Annotated in this window: 12 protein-coding genes and 1 riboswitch; of the genes, 1 reads left to right on the top strand and 11 read right to left on the bottom strand. The window is 35.6% G+C overall.

The window, feature by feature from the left end; all coding sequences use genetic code 11:
* Nucleotides 1–135 precede the first annotated feature (135 nt).
* The 3 genes from A9D35_RS01725 to nrfH all read right to left on the bottom strand — a co-directional run bounded on the left by A9D35_RS01725 (nt 136) and on the right by nrfH (nt 5,465).
* The gene (locus A9D35_RS01725; RefSeq protein WP_066218157.1) at nt 136–3,291 is read right to left on the bottom strand and encodes a cytochrome c biogenesis protein CcsA; all 3,156 of its coding nucleotides are present in this window, start codon (nt 3,289–3,291) and stop codon (nt 136–138) included.
* 72 nt (nt 3,292–3,363) lie between these two features.
* Nucleotides 3,364–4,860 carry an ammonia-forming cytochrome c nitrite reductase gene (gene nrfA / locus A9D35_RS01720; RefSeq protein WP_066218155.1) on the bottom strand — a complete coding sequence of 499 codons (1,497 nt, stop codon included), beginning with the start codon at nt 4,858–4,860 and terminating at the stop codon, nt 3,364–3,366.
* A gap of 11 nt (nt 4,861–4,871) precedes the next feature.
* A complete protein-coding gene (nrfH, locus tag A9D35_RS01715) occupies nt 4,872–5,465 on the bottom strand; it encodes a cytochrome c nitrite reductase small subunit (protein WP_083191582.1) in 594 nt (197 codons plus the stop codon).
* A 130-nt stretch (nt 5,466–5,595) separates the two neighbouring features.
* Here nrfH and A9D35_RS01710 point away from each other — a divergent pair, with 130 nt between their 5' ends.
* The gene (locus tag A9D35_RS01710; RefSeq protein WP_066218151.1) at nt 5,596–6,402 is read left to right on the top strand and encodes a DUF1853 family protein; all 807 of its coding nucleotides are present in this window, start codon (nt 5,596–5,598) and stop codon (nt 6,400–6,402) included.
* Here A9D35_RS01710 and moeB read toward each other — a convergent pair.
* The 8 genes from moeB to thiS all read right to left on the bottom strand — a co-directional run bounded on the left by moeB (nt 6,399) and on the right by thiS (nt 14,159).
* Complete coding sequence (gene moeB / locus A9D35_RS01705) at nt 6,399–7,457, bottom strand: HesA/MoeB/ThiF family protein (protein ID WP_066225692.1); 1,059 nt, start codon at nt 7,455–7,457, stop codon at nt 6,399–6,401. The two genes, A9D35_RS01710 and moeB, sit on opposite strands and share 4 nt — an antisense overlap.
* A gap of 16 nt (nt 7,458–7,473) precedes the next feature.
* The gene (gene thiH / locus A9D35_RS01700; RefSeq protein ID WP_066218148.1) at nt 7,474–8,586 is read right to left on the bottom strand and encodes a 2-iminoacetate synthase ThiH; all 1,113 of its coding nucleotides are present in this window, start codon (nt 8,584–8,586) and stop codon (nt 7,474–7,476) included.
* A gap of 3 nt (nt 8,587–8,589) precedes the next feature.
* Nucleotides 8,590–9,363 (bottom strand): thiazole synthase, encoded by a 774-nt coding sequence (locus A9D35_RS01695; protein WP_066218143.1) that lies wholly within the window; start codon nt 9,361–9,363, stop codon nt 8,590–8,592.
* A 6-nt stretch (nt 9,364–9,369) separates the two neighbouring features.
* Complete coding sequence (locus A9D35_RS01690) at nt 9,370–10,020, bottom strand: thiamine phosphate synthase (protein ID WP_066218139.1); 651 nt, start codon at nt 10,018–10,020, stop codon at nt 9,370–9,372.
* A gap of 14 nt (nt 10,021–10,034) precedes the next feature.
* On the bottom strand, nt 10,035–10,823 hold the full coding sequence (locus tag A9D35_RS01685; protein WP_066218137.1) for a hydroxymethylpyrimidine/phosphomethylpyrimidine kinase: 789 nt from the start codon (nt 10,821–10,823) through the stop codon (nt 10,035–10,037).
* A 431-nt stretch (nt 10,824–11,254) separates the two neighbouring features.
* Nucleotides 11,255–11,839 carry a thiamine phosphate synthase gene (locus A9D35_RS01680; RefSeq protein ID WP_066218134.1) on the bottom strand — a complete coding sequence of 195 codons (585 nt, stop codon included), beginning with the start codon at nt 11,837–11,839 and terminating at the stop codon, nt 11,255–11,257.
* 167 nt (nt 11,840–12,006) lie between these two features.
* Entirely contained in the window at nt 12,007–13,863 is a 1,857-nt protein-coding gene (gene thiC / locus A9D35_RS01675; RefSeq protein ID WP_066218130.1) for a phosphomethylpyrimidine synthase ThiC, read from the bottom strand.
* Between the two features lie 92 nt (nt 13,864–13,955).
* Nucleotides 13,956–14,159, bottom strand: coding sequence for a sulfur carrier protein ThiS (thiS, locus tag A9D35_RS01670; RefSeq protein ID WP_066218127.1), 204 nt, complete (start codon nt 14,157–14,159; stop codon nt 13,956–13,958).
* Between the two features lie 74 nt (nt 14,160–14,233).
* A riboswitch (TPP riboswitch) is annotated at nt 14,234–14,327 on the bottom strand.
* Nucleotides 14,328–14,397 lie beyond the last annotated feature (70 nt).

Below are 14,397 nucleotides of genomic sequence, written 5' to 3'. Positions count from 1 at the left end.
TATTTCCTAATAAATTATCAGAATAGATTTAATTAGACCTTTAATTGGTTGAAAATCATTTTTATACAAACCTAATCAGCAAAAATAACTTGCTAATTATGAGCGTTCTAACTTATTTATATTTTAAGTTTCAGACTAGTTTTTACTTTTAGATTTGGCTCTAAAACTATTGTATTTAAAATAAGCCACAACACTAATAATACAAACTATGGCTACTAAAACATATACAAATTTTGGAATTGGTACAGGATCTCCGGTCGCATAAGAATGTAAACCCGATAAATAATAATTTACTCCAAATGAGGTCATTATAATCGAGAAAAAGGCAAAAACACTCACCATATTTAAAACATAGCGGTTATTAAGTTTTGGAACAAAATGTAAGTGTAAAACGATGGCATACACGATTATACTTATTAACGCCCAAGTTTCCTTTGGATCCCAAGCCCAATAGCGTCCCCAAGATTCATTTGCCCAAACACCTCCTAAAAAGGTTCCTATAGATAAAACAAATAATCCTATGGTCATGGAAAGCTCATTGATATAAGTCAATTCTTTTATTCTAATATCTATTTGTTCTGCATTCTTTTTAGTTTTAAAAATTATAAGTAACATGGCCATAAATCCTAATAAGGCCGATAATGCTAAAGGCGCATAACTACTAATAATTGTGGCTACATGAATTTTTAACCAATACGATTTAAGTACAGGCATTAAATTGGTGATTTCTGGACTAAGCCAATCTAAATAACTTACAAATAATAAGGTTCCCGCAAATAGTGTAGCTAAGGGTAAAGCAAAATCAGATTTTTTATAAAAAATAATACCAAATAACATAATGGACCACGCCACAAACGTAATCATTTCGTAACCGTTACTCCAAGGCGCATGTTGGGCCACATACCAACGTAAAGCCAAGTTTCCGGTATGTATAATAAAGGCGACCAGCGTAATAACAACCAACACATTAAATATGGTATTGATGTATTTTTTTGTTGAAAAAATTCGAGAAATGGCTATTACAAGTAAAACAAATCCAAGAGTCCAATAGGCTTGAAACAACCAGAAATAAGCATTTAGCTCGTTATACCATAATTCTGCTTCTAGGTGTTGACTACTTGGCATTATTTCTGGGGCAAGCACTTCTTGATATTTCTTGATATAAGCTAAATCGTTTTCTGCAGGTACCCAATCTCCACTTGATTTCGCATTATAAATATCTCTAAAATATATCGGTAAAATGCCTTTTGCAAAATCGGCATCTTCAGCAGAGAAATTTTTAAAATCGTGCGAATAACTATACCATGTTTTTGTAGGATCGTCTTTAAGCGGAAAAATTTTTAAATAGTTACCAGAAAACACATTGTATAAAATATTGAATCGCTCGTCTACTTTAAGCATTTCTTTATCGAATTCACTGCGCTCGGCTGGTTTTTTAGTATTCGCTTCGGCAACAGCTTGTTCTAATAAATAGTCGCCATCATTTTTAATAAACTGACTAAAAGCCACTAAATGATCGGAAGTTTGTTCCAGATCTTTATAGATCGTCCCACCCTTTTCTGGGTCTATTTTTATTAATGGAATTAGTGACCAAACCTCGGGATTAGCATGTAAAGCTAAGAATGTTTGATTGGCATCTAATCGTACACTTTCTGATTTATAATACGGGCGTCGTGAAATTTTTCTTAAAAATTCTGAAGCTAAAGAATTAATAGGCTTTATCCGTCCGTCTAAATCCTGTACCATTAATCGACCAAATAACGAGGCATGGTGTTTATCTATAATTTGTGTTTTTGCAAGACTATCTGTTTTTTTATCGATATTATTAGCTTGCATTACACTTAATGTACACAATAAAAGCAAGGCTGTTATTACCTTTTGTTTTTTCAATTTCTTCAATTTTCGCTGAATTAAGGCAAAACGCGACCCTTTTCCGAATAATGTCCAAAGCATCCCAAGACTCATTAAAAAATAACCGATATACGTTACTATAGTACCTGGCATATCATGATTTACAGCTAAAACAGTTCCTTTCTCATCGGTATCATAAGACGCTTGAAAAAACCTGTAACCACCATAATCTAAAACGTTATTCATATAAATTTTATACGAAAAGGCTTCGTTTTTAGCTTTGTTTTCAACTGTAATATCACTGGAATATGATGACGGACTGGTAGAACCTGGATAACGTTCTAATTCAAAATCATCTAACTTTATGGTAAAAGGCGTTAGGATTGGAGTTGCACCGTAAGACACAGTAACGTTAACTCCATTAATAGTTTTTGTTTCTGCAATGGGTAGAAAACCATGGCGATATAACAATTCCATTTCTTCGGTTTTCCCATCGACCGTTACATCTAGCACAACAATGTCATCAATATTATCCTTATTATCTTTTGGTTTTTCAGAACCTGTTACCCAACCCATAGCAGCACTTTTATGATGCACCATAGGAACAACAGCTATATCTCCCATACGATAAAGCGTTCTTAGCGTCATAGGATGCCAAACGTTTGGAGTTAAACTTCCAGCTTTCTCTTCGGCCATAATAAAAAAGCTTAAGTCGTGAGGTGCTTTAATTTCTAAGCCATTTACACCTTCCCTAATGTTTAAGGCTTCAGGTAATTCATTATCAAATGTAATTTCATGACGGTGCATCCCTACTCGTGTAACATCCCCTTTCTTTAGTAAACGATTTTCTCTACCTTCACCTTCAGAGACTACAATTTGTAAAATATTTTCACCACCGGTTTCAACTTCTTTTAAATCTAATTTAGCATCGGCAATAAAATCTTTAAACGACACTTCAATGTCATGGTCTTGAAGACTTTCTTCAAGCGTGAAACTATTATCCTTTAACGGCGAAAAATAGATTTCTTTTTTGGCATTTAATGCGACTGTACTATCTGTGCTTGCATGCAATTGAATAAAATTTCTATCGGAAACAATGGTGTTAGATGTTGCTCCTTCTCTAATCCTCATGATCCCCTCGTAAGCAGTAAAACGGGTAATTGCTGCACCAATAATGATAATAACAAAAGCGATATGAAATAGTAATACCGGAATTTTACCTTTACGGTATAATTTATATTTGAAAATATTTGCAATAAAATTTAGAGATAGTAACAGCATGACCATTTCGAACCACCAAGCATTATAAATTAATGTTCTTGCGGTTTGCGTGCTAAAATCGTTTTCTATAAATGTAGCTGCTGCCATGGAAACAGCAAAAATGAGTAATAAAACTAAGGCTATTGCAGGTGAAAAAAGAATTCGGAGTAATTTATTCATAGTTTGTATATATGAGAAACCTCATGAAAATATCAAATCGTCATGAGGTTTAGTAGTAGTAACTTGTGTATTTTAATGATTCATTGTCACTTGTTCAACGCCCATTTTAGCTTCGCGTTCTTTAGCGGTTTCTAACCAAACTGGAATGACATTTTTCTTGAATTCTTCTTTTTCAGCTTTTAATTTCTCTAAATCGATACCAATAAATTGTTGTGCTTTATGCTTAGTAGAAATATCTGGGTAATCAAACTCTCCTTCGAAACCTAAAGAAGCTAACAGCCTAGCCAATTTAATACGCGCATCTGCAGCGACATTTAATCCTGAAGTAATAACACGCCCTATTTCTACAGGGGCATGGAATGATGCACCATGAGATGCTGCTGCATAATCCCAACGCCATTGTGCATGGCGAATATCCATTAAGATAGGTTTCATTTGCTCTTCGGTAGCACCTAAATCCCACGCTTTTTTAGCTTCTAGATGCGCTTTTACTAAAGCATCTTCAAGTTTTAAACGCGACTCCATAGATTTAGTTTGTCTAGAATAAACATTCTCGATTAACTTATCTGCTTCCTGACGGTGACACACTTGGCACGAATTGGCTACATTATTTAAAGGTGATTGGATATGGTGATCTGTAAATTTTTGACCTCCTTCTGTTTTATATGGCATATGGCAATCCGCACAAGACACTCCTCTGTCGGCATGTACACCTGTTAAATACGTTTCGTAACCAGGGTGTTGTGCCTTTAACATTGGTGCTTTACTTAGTTCGTGTGTCCAATCGCTAAATTCTATTTCGTCGTAATATTCTTCCATATTTTCAGCTGACATTCCATTTTTCCATGGAAATACTAAATAGGGTACACCTTCTTTTCCTGGTAAATTTTTATTGAAGTAATACTCTACGTGACATTGCGCACAAACCAAAGAACGCATTTCGTTATGAGTGGCTTGGTTGATGTCTTTCCCCATACTCTCGAAAGCTTCAACTAAAGCCGGTCTTGTAATCTGTAAGCTCATATCTTTAGAGTCATGACAATCGGCACAACCAATAGGGTTTACAATTTCACTACCTTTATCGGCCCATTTTCCGCTATAAAATTCGGCAACACCTTTTTCGTTCATTAAACGCGGTACATCTGGACTTTTACAAGTCCAACACGTTGCAGGCATAGGGCCATCGCCTTCCCCTTTAGGTGCACCGGTTCTTAAAATATTTCTTACATCATCAACAGCATAGTAGTGCCCCCGACCTTGGTTGTAATCTTTAGAGAATGCGTAACCAGCCCATAACACCACTAATCTAGGATCTTCCTCTAACATATCGATCGTTTTACTTCCTCCTTGAAACGAAGCAAAAGACGTATCTAAAGTTTGAATGTAAGACTGGTATTCTTTTGGGAAATTTTTACCCCAAATTTCATTCCTAGGTTCATTTTCCGAAATTTTAACCTGTGGAACATAAGCAAATTTAGCCTCACTCTTCCTGTTAATTACACTTGAAGCTAGCATACCTAGTAGAAAAACTACTATTGCGGTTATGACAAATAAGATCCAATTTTTCATGTGATTACAATTTAATTATTTTTAATTTCTTTTTTCAACCATTCAGGAACAACATCTTTCTCTTGATCGGTTGGAATAGGTGCTATGGTATATCTTGTACTATTTAATCCGTGAACTTTTCCGTGTGGAACTTCTTGATGACAGCTCCAACATTGGCGCTCTGTTCTGTTGGTCTTATGAGATTCAACCCAACTCGATAATTTAGGGTCTGTAATTTGTTGTTCGTGGCAGCGTACACAATTTTGTTGAACCACCTCTGCCGAAGCTTCTTTCATTGTAATGACTTGAGGCTCCATACGCATGGTAAACACCGAGGCATGATACAAACCATCTTTCGCTTTAAAATAGTAGGTATTTGCAATATTATCGTGAGGGACATGGCAATCGTTACATGATGCCATCTCTCTATGCGAACTATGCATCCAACTATTATATTCAGAAGTCATAACGTGGCAATTAACACAAGCTTTAGGGTCGTCTGTCATGTAAGAGACAATTTCCGATTCTTTAGCTAGAAACAATCCAAGCCCAACAATACTACCTAAAATTACGATGGATATTGGTAGCCATTTAGAATTTTTATCCGGAAGAAAGTGATTTGCCAAAATACTATTGTTTTTGCTTATGTAAAAATAAAGAAAAATTATGAAAATTTAACACTTTTGTAAGAATTTAGAATGTATCTAAGGAAATTATTTTTACGACCTTTTAGCCTGTTTTAAAACGGACAAATCCATGACAGAAAATGAAAAACAATATCACGGGTATTTCAATACACCACTGCTATGGACGGGGAAAAACAGTTTAGAATTAGAGCAATTTAAAATACCTAATTCTAACTTTTCAAATCTAAATATTCGGGTTGAAGAAGGCCTTCGTTTAGGTAAACTTGTAGAACAATTTGTGTTTTTCGAATTAAACCAGTGTAAAAACATCGACTTTTTAGCCGAAAACCTTCAAATTCAGAAAGATAAAACAACTTTAGGTGAAATAGATTGTATTTTAAGGCACCACAACACCCTTTACCATATAGAAATAGTTTATAAGTTTTATTTATACGATCCAAAAGTTGGACAAACTGAGTTTGAGCATTGGATTGGTCCCAATAGAAAAGACAGCTTTATTGAAAAAATTAACAAACTAAAACACAAGCAATTACCACTTCTCTACAAACAGGAAACCCAAAATCAATTAGAAGCCTTAGGAATTTCAACTAAACAACTTCAACAACGCGTTTTGTTTAAAGCTCAATTATTTTTACCACTTACGGCTTTAAAAGATGTTTTTAAAGAGCTAAACCCTGATTGTGTTACAGGGTTTTATATTTCTTATTCTGAGGTGCATCTTTTAAGCACTTGTAAATTTTTTATACCCAAAAAAGTCAATTGGTTATGCGACATAGAAACACAAATACCTTGGCTAAGCTTTTCTAATTTTTTATTACGTTTAGAGCCTCTCATTGCAAAACAAATAGCTCCTTTATGCTGGATTAAATACCCCAATGGTATTACTAAAAAATGTTTTGTAGTATGGTGGACTTAAGCTATAGGATGTTGCAGTCCGTTCTTTAAATTATACAACTTATTATTTACGTTTAATTTTTTTAATAATTTAATTGCTTGAGCGCTACGTCTGCCCGATTGGCAATATACCAAAATTGGCTTTTCTGTTTTTAATTCAAAATATCGCTCGTGTAACTCCTTAAGCGGAATATGATAATCGTGAGATAAATGAAACATATTGTGCTCTTTCAAGGTGCGTACATCTAACAAAAAGAAATCTTCTTTATGTTTCAAATACTCATCGAAAGTTAAATATTTTAAAGGTTCATTAATGTCACAAGCTTCATTTACATCGGCAATATAGGTAACATGTGCATGTACTGTTTTATCGTAAGCTAAAATATTTTGATTCATGGTTAGGGTATTAAGCACTAACAATTTACCAGATAGCACCTCTCCTATCTCACAAATCATTTTAATAACTTCATTTGCTTGTAAACAACCAATAATTCCCGGTAATACACCTAGTACACCAGCTTCTTCACAATTTAAAGCATCTTCTGGTGGCTTAGGAAATAAACATCTATAAGTGGGTCCATTTTTATAATTGTAAACAGAAACCTGCCCTTCGAATTTAAAAATCGACCCGAAAACCACTGGTTTTTCGCTTAAAACCGCAGCATCGTTTACCAAATAACGGGTATTAAAATTATCGGTCCCGTCTACAATAATATCATAAGACTTAAAAATTTTTAAAGCGTTTGCTTTAGTTAAACGCTCTATATAGGCCTTAAATTTCACAAACCTATTAAGACGTTCTAATTTTGAAATAGCACACGATACCTTAAATTTGCCAATATCATCAAAACTATATAAAATTTGACGTTGCAGGTTAGACTGATCTACAGTATCATGATCGATAATACCGATAGTTCCTACCCCCGCTGCTGTTAAATATTGTAAAATTGGGCAACCTAAACCGCCAGCACCAACCACTAAAACTTTAGCGCTTTTTAATTTATTTTGTCCTTTATCGCCAATGTCTTCCAAAGTCAAATGGCGTCTATATTGTAAAAGTTCTTCCTTATTTAGCATGCTATAAAAATACAAATTATTGCCAATTGTTTTCCCAATCTTTCCAAACAACTTCTAGACCTTTCGATTTTAGCATGTCTGCAATCACTTCTGTTGGGCGTTCATCGGATATTTCAAATTGTTCTAAAGATTGTTTTTCTACGACGTAGCCTCCAGGATTAGTTTTCGATTCTGCACTTATAGAGGTAATTCCTAGGTTAACGATATGATCGCGAAAGATTTCACTTTCTCTTGTGGACATCGATAATTCTAAATCTTCATCCAACAATCTATAGGCACAAATAAGCTGTACCAAATCGCGATCGGTCATTTCTACTTTGGGTTCTAACCCTCCAGAAAATGGTCGTAATCGTGGAAAAGACATGGAATATTTTGTTTTCCAATAGGTTTTTTGAAGATATTTAAAATGAAGTGCTGTAAAAAAACTATCGGCACGCCAGTCCTCTAAGCCGTATAAACTTCCTAAACCTATTTTATGAATGCCCGCTTTACCTAGGCGGTCTGGAGTATCTAATCGGTAATCGAAATTAGATTTTTTTCCTTTTGGGTGATGCTTTTTATACTCATCGCGATGATACGTTTCCTGATACACTAAAACAGCATACAAACCTTGCTCGATAAGAAGCTCGTATTCGTCTTGGTCTAATGGCTGTACTTCTATCGTGATGTTTGAAAATTGAGAACGAATAAGCTCTATGGCATGTTTAAGATACTGTACGCCTACGGTTTTATTGGCTTCTCCAGTAACCAATAAAATATGGTCGTAACCTTTCGATTTTAAATAGGCCGTTTCTTTTAAAATTTCGGCATCGGTTAAGGTTCTACGCGGAATTTTATTAGTCATACTAAAACCACAATAGGTACAAATATTTTGGCACTCGTTACTTAAATACATTGGGGCATACATTTGTATGGTGTTCCCAAAACGCTTTTTAGTAAGCTGCTGACTCAGTTGTGCCATTTCTTCTAAATAAGAAGATGCTGCAGGGGAAATTAACGCTTTAAAATCCTCTAAATCGCGCTTATCTTTACCCAATGCCTGTACAACATCATCTGCTGTTTTATTGTAAATACTTTGAAGCGTGTCGTCCCAATTATAAGTATCTAAAACCGTTTTAAAATGACTCATATTTTAAAGATTTAAAAAACTGGTTAATGGACTACTAGCTTCGGCTATAGGTTTTACAGAAGCCAATTTAGCCAGATACGCCATACGCCCTGCTTCTACGGCTAACTTAAATGCACGCCCCATGGCAACTGGATTTTGAGACACCGCAATAGCTGTATTTACCAAAACCGCATCTGCTCCTAATTCCATGGCATGAGCCGCATGCGACGGACTTCCAATACCTGCATCTACAATAACAGGAACGGTACTTTGAGCTATAATAATTTCTAAAAATTCTAAGGTTTTTAAACCTTTATTACTTCCAATAGGCGCTCCTAAAGGCATCACACATTGTACACCAACATCTTCTAAACGCTTGCATAAAACGGGGTCTGCATGAATATAAGGCATCACCACAAAACCCGCTTTAACTAGTATTTCGGCTGCTTTAAGTGTTTCTATAGGATCTGGTAATAAATATTTTGGGTCGGGATGAATTTCTAATTTCACCCAATTGGTTTGAAGTGCTTCACGCGATAATTGAGCAGCGAACACTGCTTCTTCCGCCGTTCTTACCCCAGACGTATTAGGTAACAAATGAATGCTGTCATGATTTAAATGCGTTAATAAATCGTCGTGTTCATTATGTACATCTACACGTTTCAAGGCAACGGTTACCAATTCACTTTCTGAAGCTAAAATGGCATCCTTCATTATAGTAGACGAACTAAACTTTCCTGTTCCTGTAAAAAGTCTACTTGAAAATGATTTATCTGCTATGTTTAAAATATCGGTCATAAGTTTTTAGTCTTTATCAAACGTATACTTTTGCTCCTGTGTGGCAGGGGTTTTAAGTAATTTGTTTACCGTATTAATACTATTAAAATTTTGGGTAATGGCCCCCGATAATGCTACGCCGTAAATTCCGGTATCCATTAATTCTGGTAGATCCTCTAAAGTAATACCCCCAATAGCTATTATCGGACATGTTGTTTGCAAGGCTGTAATAATGTTTTTATAGCCATCTAGACCCAGAATCGGACTTAAATTAGATTTGGTCGTTGTAAAGCGAAAAGGTCCTAGGCCAATATAATCGACTTTTTTTTCTAATAGATTTTTACAATCTTCTAAAGTATTGGCTGTTCCTCCTATGCTATACCATTTTCCTAAATACTCCCGAACTTCTAACGGACAAGCATCAGATTTTCCTAAATGCACACCATCGGCATTTACAGTTTTTGCAATTTTATAATAATCGTTTATAATTAATCGGGTTTGAAAATGCGATGTAATTTCTCTGGCTTTTTCGGCCGTTTTTAACACAATGGCTTCATCGACATTTTTCATTCGCAACTGTATCCAATCAGATCCCGAAGTACAGGCTTTCTGGATATAGTCTAAATGTTGTTCTGGTGTTTCACCTTGTGTTATATAATGTAGTTTGCTTATGTTCATAATTGATAAGAATTTTATTGGTTTTCTAATGTCTTAAATTCTTCATTCTGAATTCTAGTATGTGTTCCTAATAAAGATTCATTCGAATTTAAAAAGTGTTCCGTATATTGTTTTGCCAGTCGGCACGCATCTTCTAATTCCATGTTTTTTGAAATATTAGATGCTAAGGCTGAAGCTAATACACAACCGCTTCCATGTTTTTCATGTATGTGGTCTAAACCTGGCTGTAAATTAACTTGCACAATGCCACTGTAATAAATTTCATCCCAACCTTTTTTGTCGTTACGATGACCTCCTTTTAAATAGATATTAGTTTTGCTTGAAATATATTCTATGGTTTCCGAAATGGTTTTATTGGAAAAAAAGGCTTGAATTTCATCATAATTTGGTGTGATAAAATAACAATTCTTTAAAACTGAATCGAATAATTCCATGTTCATTTTATCATGAAAATCATAGCCACTACTCGCTTTTAAAATAGGATCTAAAATAATTTTAATGTTTGGGTTTAATTGTAAAAGAGCATTGGTAACCTTTAACAAGACGTCCCAGGATTCTATAATTCCAATTTTTACCACAGAAATAGTAAAACGCTCAAATAAGATTTTAATTTGATTAATGATTACAGATTCTTCTATCCAAATACAATCTTTAAAATCGATATCGTTTTGAACAGTTACCGCAGTACAAACCGACAACCCATAGAGACCGTGTGCCTCAAACGTTTTAATATCTGAAGTGATTCCTGCGCCACTTGAGGGGTCCAATCCGGCAATGGTAAGTATGTGTGTTTTGGTGCTCATTTTGTATTTCTTAAATCATATGTATTCTCGCTTTGTGATGCTGAAACCAGTTCAGCATGACGTAACCAACATCTCTCTATTTCTAAAAGTTCAATATATCATCACCCTGAATTTAGTTCAGGGTCTCATTATTTATTTCCACGATTTATTTTTAGTCCTAACCATATTGTAATGTGATGCTGAAACGGGTTCAGCATGACGTGACCAACATCTCTCTATTTCTAAAAGTTCAATATATCGTCACCCTAAATTTAGTTCAGGGACTCATCATTTATTTCCACGATTTAATTATAATCCTAACCATATTTATACTTGTAATGTGATGCTGAAACTAGTTCAGCATGACGTAACAAACATCTATCTATTTCTAAAAGTTGAATTTACCGTCACCCTGAAATTTGTTCAGGGTCTCATTATTTTGGAATTTAATTTCAAAACTGTTTCTGCATTTCTATAAACACCTCCACCGGATTTTCACTATTCCAAATACCTCCTAAAACACCTACACCTTTGTATCCTAAAGCTTTAAAACGGTCTATATTATCTGCTGTTACACCACCCATACCAATTATGGTTTTATCGATATGGTTAACATCAAAACCCCGACCTTCATAACCTTGTTTAGAAATGGATGAAAACACTGGACTTAATAAATGATAATCAAATTCAAAATAACAAGCAGCCAAGTCTTCTGGTTCGTGAAAAGAAGAACTTATCGTTTTTCCAAACATATTAAGGGTTTTAAAGTATTGTCCGGGATTTTCAATGTGGTCTTTGCGCTTTTGTTCTTGAAAATGAATGCCTTTTAAATTATAGCTATTTATTAAGTCATGATGATCATGCACCACAATTCTATTATGAAATGCGGTATCGATTTGATTAAGATACTCGGCATGTGCATCGAAGCTCTTTTCTGGTTTTCTTAAATGATAATACTGTAAGCCTGCATTAAACAACTGATGTAAAATTTCAATTTCTTGTGGGATGTCAGTTTCAGGGGCTATTAGAACAATCATATAAGGCTATCTTTAGTAATGTTAGATGTTTTTGTTTGAAATTACTTCTGTACAATTAAACAGAATTCTGGGTTAGGGACTGCAGCGGCATCCTTTTGCTTTTTTGCAAAAGATATAGCGGAAGGCCCGACCGCGCTTGTTAGCGCGGTAACCCCCAAAATCCTGTTTTAAAGATATACTTCGCTACCTTTATTTTTAAATTCTTCTGATTTTTCTTGCATGCCTTTGGCAAAAACTTCGTCGTCTTTAATTTCGTTTACGGCAGCAAAATCACGAACTTCTTGAGAAATTTTCATCGAGCAGAATTTTGGTCCGCACATCGAACAGAAATGAGCAATTTTAGCGCCTTCGGCAGGCAATGTTTCATCGTGATATTCGCGTGCTAATTCTGGGTCTAAAGCCAAATTAAATTGGTCTTCCCAACGGAATTCAAATCGTGCTTTACTTAAGGCGTCGTCGCGGTGCTGAGCGCCTGGATGTCCTTTAGCTAAATCGGCCGCATGTGCTGCTAATTTATAGGTGACTACGCCGGTACGCACATCGTCTTTATTAGGTAAACCTAAATGTTCCTTAGGTGTTACGTAGCACAACATGGCGCAACCAAACCAACCAATCATAGCGGCTCCAATGCCCGAGGTAATGTGGTCGTAACCCGGTGCAATATCGGTGGTTAATGGGCCTAAGGTGTAAAATGGTGCTTCTTCGCAAGCTTCTAATTGCTTGTCCATATTAGCTTTTATCATATGCATTGGTACGTGTCCAGGGCCTTCAATAAAGGTTTGCACATCGTGTTTCCAAGCTATTTTTGTAAGTTCACCAAGCGTTTCTAATTCTGCAAATTGAGCTTCGTCATTCGCATCGGCAATACAACCTGGACGTAACCCATCGCCTAAAGAGAAGGCCACATCGTAGGTTTTCATAATCTCGCAAATCTCTTCAAAATGGGTATATAAAAAACTCTCTTTATGATGTGCTAAACACCATTTTGCCATAATCGAGCCACCACGAGATACAATTCCTGTAATGCGTTTTGCCGTCATAGGCACATAGCGTAAACGTACTCCGGCATGAATGGTAAAATAATCGACACCTTGCTCGGCTTGCTCGATTAATGTATCACGGAAAATCTCCCAAGTTAAGTCTTCGGCTTTACCGTTTACCTTTTCTAACGCTTGATAGATTGGTACAGTTCCGATAGGTACTGGTGAGTTTCTGATAATCCACTCGCGAGTTTCATGAATATTTTCACCGGTAGATAAATCCATAATATTATCGGCACCCCAACGGCATGCCCACACGGCTTTTTCTACTTCTTCTTCTATGCTAGACGTGGTTGCAGAATTCCCGATGTTTGCATTAATTTTTACTAGAAAATTACGTCCAATAATCATGGGTTCGCTTTCTGGATGATTGATGTTTGAAGGCAACACCGCGCGGCCACGAGCAATTTCTTCGCGCACGAATTCTGCTGTAATTTTTTGAGGAATAGACGCCCCAAAATCCTGACCTTTATGTTGTTCGGACAAACGAATAGCTTCGTCTATTTTTTGGTTTTCACGAATGGCTACATATTCCATTTCTGGAGTAATAATACCTTGTCTGGCATAATGCATTTGAGATACATTTTTACCAGGTTTAGCGCGTAAAGGTTTTTTAAGTTCAGAGAATCTCAAATGGTCTAAGCTCTTATCGGCTAAACGTTCGTTACAATATTGCGACGAAAAGGCATCTAATTGTTCAACATCACCACGTTTTAACACCCAAGGCTCCCGAATGCGTTCTATACCTTTATGTACGTTAATGTCTATGTCTAAATCGGAATATGGCCCAGAAGTATCATACACCGTAACAGGTGGGTTTGGTGTTTTTTGTTTCGTCATAGAATCTACCGTATCACTAAGCGCAATTTCACGCATAGCCACTTTTAGTTCTGGAAATAACGACCCTTGTACATACACTTTTTTTGAATTTGGAAATGGTTGTCGGGTAACGCCTTGCTGTGGGGCTGTGTCTTTCTTTTTCATTGTATTACATCAGTTTGTTCGACAAAATCATAGCGACTTTGCCAAGGTTAATGGATTCCTTCAATTAGAGTCTATAAGTGTAATATTCTGATTTATCCGCCTTGTGTAGCTGTAATAATAAGCACCGCATCGTTTTCAAACAATTCGGTTTGCTCCCAATTTGTTTTTGGAACGACTTGATTATTTACCGCTACAGCCATGCCTGAGGCTGTCGGATTAATGTGATGCATTAGTGTTGCTAAACTGCTGTGTTTGGCAAGTTGTTGTTCAGAATCGTTTACGCGTATAGATATCATAATTTTAGATATTTTACCATAAACTTTTAAGGGACTAACCGCTAAAGATAATTAACGATTATTTGAGATAATTTTGAAAAGACTTAACTTTTTCCTCCGGCTGTATGAACAGCGTCAGGTTCAAAGGATATTTCTCAAACTACAATGTAGTTACTCCTAAAGTTTATTTTAATTATTACAAACTTATAATAATTTTTATAGAATAACATCATGATCTTAAAAAGAAATTAAAATAAAG

The organism is Formosa haliotis, assembly GCF_001685485.1.
GTDB lineage: Bacteria > Bacteroidota > Bacteroidia > Flavobacteriales > Flavobacteriaceae > Formosa > Formosa haliotis.
The sequence above is the reverse complement of the archived record's forward strand: the minus strand, read 5'-3'. Positions and strand labels throughout refer to the sequence as shown.

Bases quoted from the DNA above. Each gene is read 5' to 3' on its own strand.
- moeB (WP_066225692.1), bottom strand. From the start codon at position 7,457: ATGCTAAATAAGGAAGAACTTTTACAATATAGACGCCATTTGACTTTG.
- A9D35_RS01725 (WP_066218157.1), bottom strand. From the start codon at position 3,291: ATGAATAAATTACTCCGAATTCTTTTTTCACCTGCAATAGCCTTAGTT.
- A9D35_RS01680 (WP_066218134.1), bottom strand. From the start codon at position 11,839: ATGATTGTTCTAATAGCCCCTGAAACTGACATCCCACAAGAAATTGAA.
- nrfA (WP_066218155.1), bottom strand. From the start codon at position 4,860: ATGAAAAATTGGATCTTATTTGTCATAACCGCAATAGTAGTTTTTCTA.
- A9D35_RS01685 (WP_066218137.1), bottom strand. From the start codon at position 10,823: ATGAGCACCAAAACACACATACTTACCATTGCCGGATTGGACCCCTCA.
- A9D35_RS01710 (WP_066218151.1), top strand. From the start codon at position 5,596: ATGACAGAAAATGAAAAACAATATCACGGGTATTTCAATACACCACTG.
- A9D35_RS01690 (WP_066218139.1), bottom strand. From the start codon at position 10,020: ATGAACATAAGCAAACTACATTATATAACACAAGGTGAAACACCAGAA.
- A9D35_RS01695 (WP_066218143.1), bottom strand. From the start codon at position 9,363: ATGACCGATATTTTAAACATAGCAGATAAATCATTTTCAAGTAGACTT.
- thiC (WP_066218130.1), bottom strand. From the start codon at position 13,863: ATGAAAAAGAAAGACACAGCCCCACAGCAAGGCGTTACCCGACAACCA.
- thiS (WP_066218127.1), bottom strand. From the start codon at position 14,159: ATGATATCTATACGCGTAAACGATTCTGAACAACAACTTGCCAAACAC.
- thiH (WP_066218148.1), bottom strand. From the start codon at position 8,586: ATGAGTCATTTTAAAACGGTTTTAGATACTTATAATTGGGACGACACG.